Consider the following 15,782-nt stretch of genomic DNA (forward strand, 5'->3'; position numbering starts at 1 on the left):
TTCATCGACTTTTCATCGACTTTTCATCGACTTTAGGGGCGGTTGGCATTTATGATGGTTTCAGTGTTTTGATTGTGATAAGCAATGCCACGATCGCTAAGGGTGCGCGAAGAGTGCATTCGTGCAGTTAAATCCTGTCTCCTGAGAAATGGCTTCCCCAGTCAGAAAATTCTGGCTGAGGATTTAGGGATGGCCCAATCTACAGTCAGCCATTTTCTGAATGGCAAACCTGTGGATTATGCCAATTTCATCGAAATTTGTCGCGGATTGGGGCAGGAATGGCGCGATATAGCCGATTTTGAGGCGAATTCAGAGCCAGAGGAGGTAGTGCTGGTGAGGGCCAAAGTGGCGATCGTCTTCGAGGGCTTAGCCAACGCCCTCACCACCTCACACAAAACCCTTTCTCAGCAGTTACACCAAGCTTTGAGTGCGGGAGGCCACGAAGTCTTTTTTATTAACAACAGCAGCGACTCAGCCTCATATTTAAAGCGTTGCGATTATTTGCTGCTGCTGATTTCCGAAGAATCGGCCGCTAGCGAAATGGTATTGGAACAAGTGCAGCTAGCCAAAGAATTGCACAATCTAACTGCTCATAAACCCGCAATTTTACCGATTTTAGTTGAATTAAATACACCGCTTTCCTTTGATTTACTGAGCTATTTAGCAGGAATTCAGCCCTGGCTGTGGCGCGGTGTTGGCGACTCATTTAAGTTATTATCACAAATTTTAACCATTATCAAAGAAGGTCGCACATCGTTAACTGCCGACCATGAATTGGCTGTAGAATGGCAAGTAATTACTAGCACCAAACAGTCAATAAGTCAACCCCTGCCAGCCGCGCCCCCAGAATTGCCGGGAGGACAAGTTGAAATAGCTTCTCGTTTTTATATCGATCGCCCTCCGATCGAATCCCGCTGTTACGAGACGATCGCCCAACCGGGAGCCCTGATCCGTATAAAAGCACCCAGACAAATGGGCAAAACTTCCTTGATGGCAAGGATTTTGCATCACGCCGAACTGCAAGGTTCTCGCACGGTAGCGCTGAGTTTTCAGCTAGCCAATCGTAAAATATTCGCTAATTCAGATACATTTTTGCAGTGGTTTTGTGCTAGCATCGGTCAAGAGCTAGGAATGCTGGAGCAGTTGCCCAAGTGTTGGGAATTAGCCGATTTAATTGGCAGTAATCAGTGCTGCAAGGCTTATTTTGAACAGTATTTGCTGTCAGAATCCTCAAAACCTCTGACGTTAGGCTTGGATGAGAGCGATCGCCTGTTTGAATCGCCGGAAATTGCCGATGATTTTTTTGGGTTATTGCGAGCTTTGCATGAAGAAGCAAAACGGCGAGATATTTGGAAAAAGTTTCGTTTGATTGTGGTGCATTCGACGGAAGTTTATATCCCGCTGGATGTGAATAAATCGCCGTTTAATGTAGGGTTGCCCATTGATTTGCCTGAGTTTAATTCGCAGCAAGTGCAAGATTTGGCTAAACGGCACGGATTGAATTGGAGTGGGAATGAAGTTGGAGAAGTGATGGGGTTAGTGGGCGGAAATCCTTATTTAGTGCGCCTAGGAATGTATCATATTTCCCGTCAAGATGTGACTTTAGATCGGTTAGTGAAAGAATCTGCAACTGAAGCGGGAATTTATAGCGATCATTTGCGGCGGCATTTATGGAATTTAGAGAAATACTCGGAATTAATGGAGGCGATGAGAGAGATTGTGAGTGTTTCCCAGCCAGTTAGATTGAGGTCTGAATTGGGGTTTAAGTTAAATAGTATGGGGTTGGTGAAATTGGATGGAAATCATTGCATTCCGAGATGTCGGTTGTATCAGGAGTATTTTGGCGATCGGCTATAAGCCCAGAGAAACCGGGTTTCTGACAAAAAACATTGGGTTTATTGCAAAGTCTTGGCCACAAACCCGGTTTCTAACCCTGCGATAACTCCAGAGAAACCGGGTTTCTGAGCAAAAATCTCAGGTTGATTGCAAAGTCTTGGCCAGAAACCCGGTTTCTGTCACAGGTCTGCGTTGCGTAACTCCTGGAAAAGTCGATGAGAAGTCGATGAGAACTCACTCAAGTTCTCAAATAGCCACCTGATTTAATAGAGACATCGAGCGAAAAAGATGAGACTATGAGAAACTTACACCGTCTTGAATTCACCGCTGACAGAAAAGCTCGCAAAGCCAACACACCCAATATTTCCTCTGTGATAGTAAGCCTACTTATTTCTGGGTTCACTATATTTTTTACAATTTCTTATTTTCCAGTTTTGCCAAAAATTAATTTGCCAATGACGTTCCTGGATTTGGGATTTTTAATTTTACCTGCTACTTTCATAGCAGCGATCGCTACTAGGAAGTTGGTACGAGATATTAAAAACCTGTGGCGAAATTACAGCAGACTAGCTTTATGTCAGACATCGATCCTTTTTTCTAGTTTATTGCTTCTGATGATTGGATTCAACCAGGCTTTATACCACGAGAATCCAGTGAATAACTTTAATGCTTATGTCAAACACCGAGAAGAAATCGTCGCTCTAATTCATTCAGGGCAATTAAAAGGAGAGAAACAAAGTTCAACAGACGATTATAATCGGGGAATAAAAATTAGTTTACCTGAAAAATTTAAAGGGCTGTCGCGGGGAGGAGAAGTCAGGGCGATCGCAAAGGGCGGAGTGCTGGAAGTTATCTTTATTCATAGCACTATGGGATTCGGAGACGGAACTCGCTATTTCATCTATCGCTCAGACAGCGATGAACGGAAAATTTCCTTTTTTATACGTAAACAAAAACATCCTTTCGTGAACCTCAAAAAATTAAAAAATCGATGGTTTTATTTGGCGCTCTCCTACTGACAAAAAATTAATACGCTTACTCGTCTGAAAACCGCTCATGTAAAACATTCTGTCTAGAAGCAGAATGTTTGCGATTGCTTCACGCAGTGAACAATGACAAGAACGGGGGTTGTAAACCCGGATATAGTATAAATATCGACATTAATGAGAATCTCATGTTACCTGAAATTATCAAATAAGATTAAGGATATTAGCCTGAATGTTGTTGTCCTTTCAGGAGGTATCAAAGCGTGGCGGCAAGCAGTGCCGGCTCCAAAAGATGCTCAGATATTAGCTCCAATTACTTTGGGGAGTTTGATAAAGTCTCCGTCAGTCACCCTGCTTTCGGAATGAATCGGGGCAGTTGTGACCAATTAGATTTTTGTCAAATCTCTATCAATAGAAAGGTGTATCGTGCTGACAGATTAGCTATCTTCAAGAAAAGTAGCCATAATCCTCAGCAATCAGCAACGGTTGGCTGTTTGGGCAGGCACCACAATAATTAGAGTTAGCATAACTTTATTCCATGCAAAACACCCTAGAGATACTTCCTTCTTCCGACTCGCCGAGTCTTCCCAAAAAGCAACCCGCACTCCCAAATTACGAAGCGGCCGATCGCCAATTTGTCAATTTGCTAGAAGTCGAGGATTTAGACAAGACGGTGGCGACAAAACCGTTACTTGTCAGCGATTTTGAAAGCGCGATCGCCTATGCAATTCAAGCAGCTTACCAACAGGAACCGGGCGATGAGGCCGCTCACCGCTTCTTGCAGCGCATACTTTACCGCATCAACCGCCTCAACTTGTTTTGGTACGACGATTTGCGCCGCTACAATAACGAGCGATCGCACTATTTGCGTTCCGTGCGCGATCGCATTGAGGAACCTTGGCAGCAGTGGGAAATCGCACAAATCGACGTTGCAGCGCTGCAAAAATTGCCGGATGTCAAGCAAGCGCTGCGCGATCGCGCCGCGGCAGATGTCGATCCTCCGCTAACTGAGCTCGATCGCTACCAGCGGGAACAGATGACTGAAGAGGGATACAAACACCTACTGGCGATCGCCTCCTTCGACGGTTTAGTGGAAGCCAGCCGTGTTTCTCGCATCATCGGCGGTGCCGGCAACGAAATTCAGTGCACCCTTACGCGAGTGCTGATCGAAGAATACGGCGGCGGTCGCCTCCCGCGCAAGCACTCGACCTTTTTTGCTCAAATGCTGGCAGAATTCGATATGAGTACGGAACCGGAAGCGTACTTCGATTTAGTGCCTTGGGAAGTGCTCGCAAGTATTAATCACAACTTCCTGCTGACGGAACGCAAGCGCCATTTTCTGCGCTATAACGGCGGACTCACATATTTTGAGGTGGCGGGGCCTGTGGCTTACCGCAATTATCTAGCCGCCGCCCAGCGTTTGGGCCTCTCGCACGCTGCGATGGGTTATTGGGAACTCCACATCAAAGAAGATGAACGTCATGGCCGGTGGATGTTGGATGAAGTGGCGATCCCGCTGGTTGATAGATACCCGCAGGAGGCTTGGGAACTGGTGTTGGGGTACGATCAGGAGAAGTCGATCGGCGATCGGGCTGCTGCTGCTGTGGTGCGATCGATCCAAGCGGCAGAACGGAATTAACAGCTATATCCTAGGGTGGGTCAGAGACTGATGCACCCTAGATTGTGCACCGTTCTCAATAAGCCTTTTAGGAACAGGCAAGATGCCTGTTCCACAAGAAATACACTCTTTGTGGAACAGACATCTTGCCTGTTGCTGACCATGGTGGAACAGGCATCTTGCACCTACCAGGCCTGTATTTTAAAATGCTGTCATTAACTGAATTAGCTCGATCGACAAATCTCTGGGCGACTTTTGGTGCTTCTTAAACAAAACTCCAGCCAGCAGATAGATATTTTCCGAATAAAAAGCCATTCCCTGTTCTCTGAGAGTGGCGATCGCGCTTTTCACCTTGGGTTCCGAACTATAATAGCCAAAAGTTAAAGGTGCAATTTCAAAATTCGCAACCGAGTAGCCTCGATCCAAGGCATAATCGATCAAACCCACAGGATTAGAATAGCTAGAAACCATCAGCAAAACTTCATCGCAGCCCAAAGATAAAAGTTTTTTAGCAATTGTCGAACCATCACTCCCGCCGTGCAACAGAGGCTGGTAAATCTTATCATCCACCGCCGGCAAGTAAGGGGGATTTGAGATGACACAATCCGCCGACTCGTATAAAGGCGAATCAAAAAAAGAGCAATTGTTGACGGTGTATCGTTCGCTCAGTTCATATTGCTTAATTTGAGACTGAGCAATTTTCCAAGCTACATTATTTAGCTCAAATCCCTGTATCGTCCCATCAAAATCACTTCTCAGCAAAGACTTAATAACCGGACTTCCCTCTCCTGAACCAAACTCTACGATAAATCGATAATTGTCACTAGCATTTAACACTAAACTTTCCAAGCAGTGCGCGTAAAAATCCGATTCTTCCGGGCAGTGGAATACCTGTTTGAGAGGATGCGATGAAGTGAGCATAAATTCTGTAACAAAGTTAACTATTTTAAAATTATCGAATCAGTAATATTCCAGCCATCTGTCGCAAGAGCTATTTAATCAACTTGTGCAATCTATCTCTTCCTGTTTTACCTGGTGCGATCGAATAACTATTACTGCAGGCAGATTCTCCAATTAACTAGATTAATCCGATTGACAGATTGCAATTAGAGCGATTGCTGCTGAGATAGTACCTAAGCAAATAATTGTAAATTTTAATAGTATCAGATATGACCTTTTTTAATAATTCAGTTCCGCCTCTGCGCCGGAAACAGCTTAACATCGAGGTTCCGGAGTTAGAAGGGCTTTGGCAGGTTCAGTTTCCCCTTGGCAAAGATCGATTTTATTCACAATTTTATACTTGTCTCGATCGAACTTGCTTGCTGTGGAGCTTGCTGTTAATACCCATGTTCGGCACAGCACAATTTTTTTCGGTGAGTTGGATGCTGCAAGCCGGTTTGTGGTCAGCGCTCAGCCTCGTAGGTACAGCCGCAATGGTAAGCATGACATACTCTTGGGTCAAAATAGAACGCCTGCTTTGGGTGCTTTACGGTTGGGTAATACTAATGTTATTAGGATTGCTGCTGACCGATTTAGCAATTTTTCTCAGTTGGGGAAAAGTATTGGCGAATCTCTGTCCCCTGTGGTTGGGAATGAGCGGAATAGGGTATTTGGGGACTGGATTTGCAGTGCGATCGCGCGCGCTTTTAGCCGCAAGTTTACTTCACCTGGTGGGAATTTTGATTTTGCCTTACACGGGCGGTTGGTCTTTCCTATTTACGGGAACCGTAATGGTATTTAGCTTGCTGGTTTTAGCCGAATTGCAATGGGATATGCGCCAGCCGATTAACAGGCTCGATTAACTTGTGTACCACCGCGATTCCAACAGCTATCAACGTAAAGCATTAATCACAAGTGATGAGTAGATTGCTAATGACTGATGAGATCATGCCCGCTAGAATAACGTCACTGCAATTGGTTGGTAGTGAGGATTCTTCCTTATCATCAAAAGTTGAGGAATGAAGCCCTCACTACACAGCTAATAGGGGTTATGTTAGCGGACACGATATAGCAATCCTCGCATCAGTTGTACAAATATGTAGGGGTAGTGCTAAGAGTGCCTACCCCCCACGGATCGGGGCAACCACGGGGGGTTTGCCCTACAAAAATTACACAATTCATTTAGGATTGCTATAGCGAAACTTCGCCTAATTCTCTCAGCAGCCAAGACAAAAACTTTGCCATGCAAGCAGGTCAAATTGGTATGATGGAAGTGCAGCTCGGCAAGTTAGCCGTGGAGCGCGGTTCTAGTGCTAGTGTGAAACAATACGGGCAAGAAATGGTTGAGGAACACACCCAGGCTAATGAAGAATTGATGCAGTTAGCAATGCAAAAAGAGGTAAAACTGCCAACCGAAATGAGTACCCAGAACAAAGCTTTGATGGAGCGACTTTCGGGACTCTCTGGTACAAGTTTTGACAGGGCTTATAAGCAGGCTATGATCGACAGCCACAATCAGGCTATTGCTTTGTTTCAAGCTCAATCTCAACAGGGACAAGATCCCGAATTGAAGGCTTGGGCAACCCAAAAGTTGCCGAACCTTCAGGCGCACTTGCAAATGGTTAACCAAATGTTGGCAGATACCAGTCAGCCGTAATATCAGGTAGAGGAGGTAGAGTCCGATCGCCTAAAAGCCGATCGCACTCTACTTTTCCTAATTCGAGACTTAGCCTAAATTAATCATTTTTTTACACACAGGCGTTCGATCGCCCGATCGCGGAAACAAGCAAGTGCGATCTGGCGATTTATTCAAAGAACACCAAATTAATTAGTCCTCAGTTTCGACAAAAACAGTCACAGCCGCCACAGCGATTAGCATTTCATCATTTTTATCATTCAGAGAGGCGATCGCCCTTCCTGGCACAATCATGCCTCCTTGCTCCACAATCAGAGTTTTGCTGCCAAAAGGCAGCACCGCCAACACCTCCTGTTCCCGCACTTGTTCCGGGTAAGGAACAGCCACCTTAACCTCAACAATCATCTGATTCGGGTCAGTCAAACCCGCCACTTCCCAGACGCCTAGGAGAGCATTATGGGCGATCGCATTTCGTACAGCCCTTGCACAGGCTACAGTCGGTTCCTGCCCGTGCTGGTCTATACCCATCCCCATTTCAATAATGAAACATTTACGTGCCATAGTTGCCCCTTGGTTGATTTTTATTTTTAGTTGATCGCAGTTTTTCCCAAAACAATTATCAACCAAAATGACCGCACTTTATATTATTTTATCGATTCCTCGAATAACACAATAATCATCTCATTTAATCAAAAAAAGGTAACTTTTGACCAGAGCCAAACTGATATCAAATCAGTCCTTGTAAATCTAAAATCTAAAATCTAAAATCTAAAGTGGTATAACTTATGGTAATATAACCAAATTCAGCTTTCCTCGCGGACTGCCAAACTCATCGCCAGCTTGAATCATGGATAGTTTTCTACCAATTGCCTACTTTCAAAACCAATTTCTCCCATTTACCGACGCCAAAATTTCCATAGCCACCCACGCACTGCACTACGGAACCGGAGTTTTAGGCGGGTTGCGGGGAATTCCAGACCCCCAAAATGCCGATCGAATATTGCTATTTAGATTAGACCGCCACTGTCAAAGATTAAGTCAAAGTGCCCGCTTCCTCAACTGCGATTTACCAGCCAGCAAAATCCAACAAATAATTATTGATTTTGTCCAGAAAAACCAACCAACAAAATCATTTTATATCCGCCCTTTTATCTACACATCCAGTTTAGGAATTGCCCCCCGACTGCACAACGTAGAAACCGACTTTTTTGTCTACGGATTAGAACTTTCCGACTATTTGCCCAAAGAAGGAGTCAACTGTAGAATTAGCTCTTGGTACCGCCAAGAAGACCGCAGTTTGCCCTTAAGAGGTAAAATTAGCGGCGCCTACATCACCTCAGCTTTAGCCAAAACCGAAGCAGTAGAATCCGGCTTCGACGAAGCAATTATGATGAACACTCAGGGAAAAGTCAGCGAAGCTTCAGGGATGAACATATTTGTCGCCAGAAACGGTAAATTAGTTACTCCCGGTTTCGAGCAAGATATTCTCGAAGGAATTACCAGAGACAGCGTAATCACAATCGCCAGAGACTTAGGAATTGAAGTCATAGAAAGACCCGTTGATAGATCAGAACTGTTGATTGCAGACGAAATTTTCCTCTGCGGAACTGCAGCCAAAATTACGCCAATTAAGCGAGTAGAAAACTATCACTTGCCCAAAAACCGACCCATCACCGAAAAGATTTTGGACAAACTAACCGGGATTATCGAAAATCGCGACAGCAATTATAAAGACTGGGTATTTCCGATTGATCTTAATTAACCGTTTGTAGTGAGGAGTTCAGTCCTTCTTTTAAGGACTAAATTCCTCACTACAAACCATCAACGGGACTGCCGTGTCCTTACACCCGTCTGCTCTATTTCATCGGCTTAAAAACTTCTATATCGACGCTCCAGAATTAACTACATCGATAATTAAGAAATGCTATGGAAGCTCGAGAATTTTACGAACAAGGATTCGACCTCGGTCGCAGGGGGCTGTACGAGGAAGCAGTTGCAGCTTTTACTCAAGCAATAAATCTCAATCCTGACTTTGTAGAAGCTTACATGATTCGTGCTACAGCTCGAAGTGGAACAGGAGATTTACAGGGGGGAATTGAAGATTTTGAGAAAGCTATGGATATCTACAGGTCTAGAGGACAATCGCAAATAGCTGATATGCTTTTAGTCCCCTGGAGTGCGCTGCACAATGAAATTAGGTTTAAGGACTAAAGTCCTTACTACAAACTAAAGTTCACTCACACAAAGCAGCCGCGTGAAATTGAATATGATCCTCGATAAAACTAGCTATAAAATAATAGCTGTGATCGTAACCTTCCTGCATCCTTAAATTCAGGGGCTGTCCCGCTTTTGCACAAGCTTCCGCGAACACTTCCGGCAACAACTGCCCATCAGCAAGAAACGAATCAGCCGTGCCGCAGTCAATCAGAATCGGACGGTTGTATTGCGCCTCAAGCACCAATTCGCTAGCATCCCAAGCCCTCCAAATCTCTTTGTCGCTGCCGAGGTAGTTTGCAAAAGCTTTTTGTCCCCAAGGGCAGCGCATTGGCGCGGAAATCGGCGCAAAAGCGGAAACTGAAAGATAGCGAGATCCATTTTTCAACGCACAAATTAAAGCCCCGTGTCCGCCCATCGAATGACCGAAAATTCCTTGTTTTTCCGGTATCGCCGGAAAATTGTCGGCGATTAAATTCGGCAATTCATCAACCACATAACTGTACATTCGATAGTGAGCATTCCAAGGTGCGGCTTTCGCATCAACATAAAAACCTGCACCACTTCCTAAATCCCAATCGTCATCTTCCCCAGGGATGCCTGTATTGCGCGGGCTTGTGTCGGGCGCAACCAGCATTAACCCGTATTTGGCCGCAAATTGTTGCGCCCCCGCTTTTGCCATAAAGTTCTCTTCTGTGCAGGTTAAACCTGATAGAAAATACAGGACGGGTACGGGTTGAGATAAAGCTTGCGGCGGCTGATAAACTGCGAATTTCATCTCGCTGTTGCAGGTTGAGGATTGATGGCTGTAAAAGCCGAGTTTGCCACGGAAACTTTTCTGTTCTTTGTGCAGTTTTAGGGAGTCTGATATCATGTTAATTCTATTTCATTTTTGAATTAGATTTTTTTTAACCGCAGAGGGCGCAGAGGGCGCAGAGGAAGAGAGAAGAGAGAAGTTATGTTGGGTGCGCGGAAGAGTACCTTCTTCCTTCTTCCTTCTTCCTTTTTCCTTCAAAATGTCAAAACTGTGCGAATTACTTCGCCTTTGTGCATTAAATCAAAGGCTTCATTGATTTTGTCGATCGGCATTACCTGAGTTACCAGACTGTCAATATCAATTTTACCGTCCATGTACCAATCCACAATCTTAGGCACATCAGTTCGGCCTTTTGCGCCACCAAAAGCCGTCCCTTTCCAAACCCTACCAGTTACTAGCTGAAACGGGCGGGTGCTAATTTCTTGACCGGCTCCCGCTACCCCGACAATTACGCTCACGCCCCAACCTTTGTGGCAGCATTCTAAAGCTTGGCGCATCACATTAATGTTGCCGATACATTCAAAACTGTAATCAGCGCCGCCTTTGGTTAAATCTACTAAATAAGGCACTAAATCGCCTTCGACTTCGCGGGGATTGACAAAGTGAGTCATGCCGAATTTTTCCGCCATCTCTCGCTTGTCGGGGTTCAAGTCTACGCCGACAATCATGTTAGCTCCCACCATGCGAGCTGCTTGAATTACATTCAAACCCACGCCGCCCAAACCGAAAACTACCACATTAGATCCCGGCTCTACTTTCGCAGTATTGATGACAGCGCCGATGCCAGTTGTTACGCCGCAGCCGATTAAACAAACTTTATCAAAAGGAGCATCTTCGCGAATTTTGGCTACCGCAATTTCTGGCAATACTGTATAATTAGCAAAGGTAGAAGTTCCCATGTAATGGTATAGTTTCTGCCCATCTATGGAAAATCGGCTCGTGCCGTCGGGCATCACTCCCTGGCCTTGAGTCAGGCGAATTGCTTGACAGAGGTTAGTTTTGCGGCTCAAACAATATTCGCAGTTGCGACATTCGGGAATGTAGAGAGGAATTACCCGATCGCCCACTTTGACACTCGTGACTCCCGGCCCAACTTCTGCGACAATCCCGGCTCCCTCGTGGCCTAAAATAGCCGGAAACAAGCCTTCTGGATCGGCACCGGAAAGAGTGTAAGCGTCAGTGTGACAAACACCCGTGGCTTTAATTTCCACCAGCACCTCTCCAGCCCTCGGCCCATCTAGATCAACCGTTTCAATGCTCAAAGGTTTGCCGGCACTGCGAGCAACTGCTGCTTTTACTTTCATGCTTTCTCCCTGCGATCGATTTGTCAATTCACCAGTCATTCGATTTTAGATTTTAGATTTTAGATTTTGGATTGACTTGCGCGAGATTAATTCGGGGGACGCAAGGATTTTAGATTTTGGATTGACTTGCGCGAGATAAATCACGTGGCGGGTACCACATGAAGAAATTCTTGGTCAAGATGTATTGTATTACTTAATGTCAAACTTGGAGCAAATCTATGACAAAATTAATTGTAATTACCGGAGTCAGTCGCGGTCTAGGTCTTGCCATGACCGAAAAGTTTATTGAATTGGGACATACAGTTGTGGGATGCGCCCGTTCTTCCGAAGCGGTGGAAAAACTCCGACAAAAATATAGTGCGCCCCACCATTTTACTTGTTTGGATGTCACCAACGACGATCGAGTAAAAGCTTGGGCCACAGAAATGCTGGCAAAAAATGCTCCCCCAGATTTGTTAATTAATAATGCAGGCGTAGCTAATCATCTCGCGCCTCTTTGGAATATCAGCAACGAAGAATTTTCTCAGGTAATTGATGTTAACATTAAAGGTACAGCTAATGTAATTCGTCACTTTGTCCCGGCAATGATTGCTCGAAAAAGTGGCATAATTGTCAACTTTAGTTCTGGTTGGGGAAGGTCAACTTCGCCGGAAGTCGCTCCCTATTGCGCTTCCAAGTGGGCAATAGAAGGACTTACGCGATCGCTCGCTCAAGAATTGCCCGCAGGTATGGCAGCATTTCCTTTGAATCCGGGGATAATTCACACCGATATGCTAGACATTTGTTTCGGAGAAGATGCGGCAAATTACCCATCAGTCAAAGCATGGGTGCAAAAAGCAGTTCCTTTTTTACTCAAGTTGAAAGCTTCAGATAACGGAATGCCGCTGACTGTTCCTGGATAATACAACAACCCTTACAGGATTTGCGAACCTCTCTCCTTTCTTCTCCTCTGTGCCCTCTGCGCTCTCTGCGGTTCATAAAAAAAAATCAAAAATGAAATAAAATTGCTATATTCCCAAATCACAACTCTTTCCCCAAATAGCCACAGTGAACTTGCCGCTAACCTCCCCCTCGCAAACCGAAACCCGCAAAGCAGACCACCTGCGGATTTGCCTCGAAGAAGACGTACAATTTCGCGAAACTACCAGCGGCCTCGAACGCTACCGTTTTGAACACTGCTGTTTGCCAGAACTCGATCGCACTGAAATAGATTTAACCTCCACATTTCTCAACAAAAAACTAGCCGTTCCCCTGCTAATTTCCTCAATGACCGGCGGCACAGAATTAGCCCAGACAATCAATTATCGCCTCGCCGATGTCGCGCAAGAATACAAACTAGCAATGGGAGTCGGTTCCCAGCGAATTGTTGTAGAAAATCCTCAACTCGCTCCTACATTTGCCGTCCGCCGCCGCGCTCCAGATATTCTGTTATTTGCAAATATCGGAGCCGTTCAATTAAACTACAATTACGGTTTGGAACAGTGCCAAAAAATCATTGATATTCTCGAAGCAGATGCCCTAATTTTGCACCTCAATCCGCTGCAAGAGTGCGTCCAAACCGAAGGCGATACTAACTTTAAAGGACTGCTAGATAAAATTGCCAAATTGTGCGATAAATTACCAGTACCAGTTATTGCTAAAGAAGTCGGCAACGGTATTTCAGGAAAAATGGCAAAGAAATTGCTCGCCGCCGGGGTAGGTGCGATCGACATTGCCGGGGCCGGAGGCACTTCTTGGGCGAAAATAGAAGGAGAGCGAGCTAAAGATGGCAAGCAGCGCAGGTTGGGCGCAACCTTTGCCGACTGGGGAATACCGACAGCCGAGTGCATTGTCAGCACCCGCGCCGTAGCGCCGGATGTTCCTCTGATTGCCTCTGGAGGCTTGCAGAATGGGTTGGATGCAGCGAAGGCTCTCGCCCTTGGCGCGGATATTGCGGGACTGGCGCGGCCGTTTCTACAAGCTGCTGCGGAATCGGAATCCGCCGCAGCCCTTCTAGCTGAGGTTTTAATTGCAGAAATCGCCACCGTGATGTTCTGTACGGGCTGCGGTAATTTGGATGAGCTAAAACATTCTGGGGTTTTGGAAAGGTTAAGATAAAAGTGAGTCAGCAGTCAAAAGTCATTAGTCAGCAGTCAAAAGTCATTAGCTAATAACTACGACAGAGGATAATTGCTAAATCCTAGTTGCAGGAATTACCCATAATATCGTTTCCGCTGGCATCGGAAAAATATCATTCCGATTGCAGTGCGAGCGGGACGCTCGTCTCGGTATCATTCCACTCTCACCGGATATACTCTAACTAATGACTATTGACTATTGACTAATAACTAATTACCAATTATCTAATGAAAGATTTCCTAAAATATACCTGTGCAAGTTTACTGGGAACCTTCCTAGGATTGTTGCTGCTGGGCAGCATCGGATTGGGGGGACTGGTACTACTAATTGCTCTGGCGGCATCGTCGTCTAAAGATTCAGGCCCGCAAGTTAAAGATAAGTCTGTATTGGTATTAGACCTTTCTTTAAATATTACCGACAGCAAACCGAGCCGCAGCACTAGCGCGGCGATTGAAGAAGTGCTTTCGGAAGATTCCGGCGATACAGTGACGCTGCGGACTGTTTTAGACACGATCGAATATGCGAAAAAAGACCCGAAAATCGTTGGCCTTTATCTTGAAGGCAGCTCAAATTCGAGCAGCAGCGGGTTTGCCAATCTCAAAGAAGTTCGATCGGCCTTGCAGCGTTTCCGAGATGCCAAAAAACCCATTTTTGCTTACCAGATGGACTGGAATGAGCGAGATTATTACCTCGGTTCCGTTGCTAATACAATTGCCGTAAATCCTTACGGCGCTTTGGAAATCAACGGTTTTAGCAGTCAGGCAATGTTTCTCACTGGTGCTTTGGAAAAATACGGCGTGGGAGTGCAAGTCACTCGCGTCGGCAAATACAAGTCAGCCGTTGAGCCGTTTTTGCTGACAAAAATGAGTCCCGAAAATCGCCAGCAAACTCAAAAGTTGCTCGGAGATATGTGGGGAGAATACCTGAAAACTGTCGCCCCAAGTCGCAAAGTGACTGTGCCGCAACTGCAAGCGCTTGCAGATAAGGGCGGAATTTTGATGGCTGACGAAGCTCTCAAAAACAAGTTAGTTGATAAAGTTGTATACTTTGACGAAGTATCGACAGAACTCAAAAAACTCACAGGAACCGATCGCGAAAACAAATCTTTCAAGCAAATTAGTTTGAAAAACTACGCGAGAATTGCTGAAAATAAAAACTCAACTCGCGCTGACAAGAAAAACCAAGTTGCTATACTTTACGCTGAAGGAGAGATTGTAGACGGCGAAGGGGGCCCGACTCAAGTAGGAGGCGATCGCATCGCTCAAGCAATGCGGAAAATCCGAGAAGATGACGACGTAAAAGCCGTAGTTTTGCGCGTCAACAGTCCCGGAGGCAGCGCGACGGGGGCCGAAGTAATTGCACGCGAAGTAATGCTGACGGGGAAAAAGAAACCAGTTATTGTTTCAATGGGCAATTTAGCAGCATCCGGTGGCTATTGGATTTCGATGGGTTCCAACCGCATTTTTGCCGAACCGAATACGATTACCGGTTCGATAGGCGTTTTTGGAATGCGGTTCAACGCCGAAAAGTTGGCTGCTAACAACGGCCTGACTTGGGACGTGGTGAAAACCGCCCGCTTTGCAGATATTAACACGGTTTCCCGCCCGAAAAATCCTCAAGAATTGGCGAATATTCAGAGGAGAGTCGATAGCATTTACGATCGATTTATTACTAAAGTCGCCACCGCCCGCAAACTGCCGAAAAACCAGGTACAAGAAATTGCTCAAGGCAGGGTGTGGTCTGGTACGGCCGCGAAACAGTTGGGTTTAGTGGATGAAATTGGCGGTCTTGAAGATGCTGTCAGAGAGGCTGCTAAGCAAGCTAAACTAGGCGACGATTGGAAGGTGGAAGAATATCCAAAACGCCGCACTTTGGAGGAGCGAATTTTGGAAAGACTTTCAGGCGTTCACGTTTTGAAACCAGCCGCCAAACTCGACCCGCTAACGGCCGAATTTAAGAAAATGCAAGAGGAATTGGCTGCGATCAAGTCGATGAACGACCCGCAGGGGATTTACGTTCGCTTGCCTTTCAATTTGCGGATTGATTAATTAATGCCAAATCCGGGATTTTTACCCCTTTATTCTTCACTCCCCCTCTGTGCGGACGAAAGTTTTGCTCTTGAACCGTTGCAAGCGCTGAGTCCGATCGGGGTTTTTAACCCGGATTTGGTAAAAGTAGGCTGACAAGCGAATTTCTTGATGGTACCCGCCACGTGATTTATCCGTGGAATCAATCCAAAATCGAAAATCGAAAATCACTTATTGCCCCCGCATTTATCCGTGGGGTCGCCTCTAAAATCTAAAATCTAAAATCT

General features: G+C 45.6%; 14 protein-coding genes and 1 pseudogene. 11 read left to right on the forward strand and 4 right to left on the reverse strand.

Annotated features, from left to right (window positions below; all coding sequences use genetic code 11):
* Positions 1–84: 84 nt before the first annotated feature.
* The 4 genes from QT984_RS25555 to QT984_RS25570 all read left to right on the forward strand — a co-directional run bounded on the left by QT984_RS25555 (position 85) and on the right by QT984_RS25570 (position 4,461).
* Entirely contained in the window at positions 85–1,857 is a 1,773-nt protein-coding gene (locus tag QT984_RS25555) for an AAA-like domain-containing protein (protein ID WP_333375204.1), read from the forward strand.
* Positions 1,858–2,291: 434 nt separating this feature from the next.
* Positions 2,292–2,855: a hypothetical protein gene (locus tag QT984_RS25560; protein WP_333211940.1), complete on the forward strand. Its 564-nt coding sequence runs from the start codon at positions 2,292–2,294 to the stop codon at positions 2,853–2,855.
* A gap of 144 nt (positions 2,856–2,999) precedes the next feature.
* On the forward strand, positions 3,000–3,188 hold the full coding sequence (locus QT984_RS25565; protein WP_333052839.1) for a hypothetical protein: 189 nt from the start codon (positions 3,000–3,002) through the stop codon (positions 3,186–3,188).
* Positions 3,189–3,360: 172 nt separating this feature from the next.
* Positions 3,361–4,461: an iron-containing redox enzyme family protein gene (locus QT984_RS25570; protein WP_333052838.1), complete on the forward strand. Its 1,101-nt coding sequence runs from the start codon at positions 3,361–3,363 to the stop codon at positions 4,459–4,461.
* 180 nt (positions 4,462–4,641) lie between these two features.
* Here QT984_RS25570 and QT984_RS25575 read toward each other — a convergent pair whose 3' ends face one another.
* Complete coding sequence (locus QT984_RS25575; protein WP_333375206.1) at positions 4,642–5,361, reverse strand: SAM-dependent methyltransferase; 720 nt, start codon at positions 5,359–5,361, stop codon at positions 4,642–4,644.
* A 248-nt stretch (positions 5,362–5,609) separates the two neighbouring features.
* Between QT984_RS25575 and QT984_RS25580 the strand changes: the two genes are divergently transcribed.
* A complete protein-coding gene (locus QT984_RS25580; protein ID WP_333375208.1) occupies positions 5,610–6,242 on the forward strand; it encodes a hypothetical protein in 633 nt (210 codons plus the stop codon).
* Positions 6,243–6,616: 374 nt separating this feature from the next.
* A pseudogene (locus QT984_RS25585) lies at positions 6,617–7,036 on the forward strand (DUF4142 domain-containing protein); the annotation flags it as partial.
* 171 nt (positions 7,037–7,207) lie between these two features.
* Here QT984_RS25585 and QT984_RS25590 read toward each other — a convergent pair.
* Positions 7,208–7,576, reverse strand: coding sequence for a Lin0512 family protein (locus QT984_RS25590; protein WP_333270096.1), 369 nt, complete (start codon positions 7,574–7,576; stop codon positions 7,208–7,210).
* A gap of 286 nt (positions 7,577–7,862) precedes the next feature.
* Between QT984_RS25590 and QT984_RS25595 the strand changes: the two genes are divergently transcribed.
* Positions 7,863–8,777, forward strand: a complete 915-nt coding sequence (locus QT984_RS25595; RefSeq protein ID WP_333052831.1) for a branched-chain amino acid transaminase — start codon at positions 7,863–7,865, stop codon at positions 8,775–8,777.
* A gap of 164 nt (positions 8,778–8,941) precedes the next feature.
* The gene (locus tag QT984_RS25600) at positions 8,942–9,226 is read left to right on the forward strand and encodes a tetratricopeptide repeat protein (RefSeq protein ID WP_333052830.1); all 285 of its coding nucleotides are present in this window, start codon (positions 8,942–8,944) and stop codon (positions 9,224–9,226) included.
* Between the two features lie 22 nt (positions 9,227–9,248).
* Here the strand turns inward: QT984_RS25600 and fghA are convergent, their stop codons facing one another.
* Positions 9,249–10,103 (reverse strand): S-formylglutathione hydrolase, encoded by an 855-nt coding sequence (fghA, locus tag QT984_RS25605; protein WP_333211947.1) that lies wholly within the window; start codon positions 10,101–10,103, stop codon positions 9,249–9,251.
* Between the two features lie 137 nt (positions 10,104–10,240).
* Positions 10,241–11,350, reverse strand: a complete 1,110-nt coding sequence (locus QT984_RS25610; RefSeq protein ID WP_333052929.1) for an S-(hydroxymethyl)glutathione dehydrogenase/class III alcohol dehydrogenase — start codon at positions 11,348–11,350, stop codon at positions 10,241–10,243.
* A 218-nt stretch (positions 11,351–11,568) separates the two neighbouring features.
* Between QT984_RS25610 and QT984_RS25615 the strand changes: the two genes are divergently transcribed.
* The 3 genes from QT984_RS25615 (at position 11,569) to sppA (ending at position 15,516) form a co-directional block, all read left to right on the forward strand.
* Entirely contained in the window at positions 11,569–12,252 is a 684-nt protein-coding gene (locus tag QT984_RS25615) for an SDR family NAD(P)-dependent oxidoreductase (protein ID WP_333052826.1), read from the forward strand.
* A gap of 145 nt (positions 12,253–12,397) precedes the next feature.
* Positions 12,398–13,447: a type 2 isopentenyl-diphosphate Delta-isomerase gene (gene fni, locus QT984_RS25620; RefSeq protein WP_333052824.1), complete on the forward strand. Its 1,050-nt coding sequence runs from the start codon at positions 12,398–12,400 to the stop codon at positions 13,445–13,447.
* A 248-nt stretch (positions 13,448–13,695) separates the two neighbouring features.
* A complete protein-coding gene (gene sppA, locus QT984_RS25625) occupies positions 13,696–15,516 on the forward strand; it encodes a signal peptide peptidase SppA (RefSeq protein ID WP_333052823.1) in 1,821 nt (606 codons plus the stop codon).
* Positions 15,517–15,782 lie beyond the last annotated feature (266 nt).

It is taken from the genome of Microcoleus sp. Z1_B2 (assembly GCF_036700325.1).
In the GTDB taxonomy this organism is placed as follows: Bacteria; Cyanobacteriota; Cyanobacteriia; order Cyanobacteriales; family Microcoleaceae; genus Microcoleus.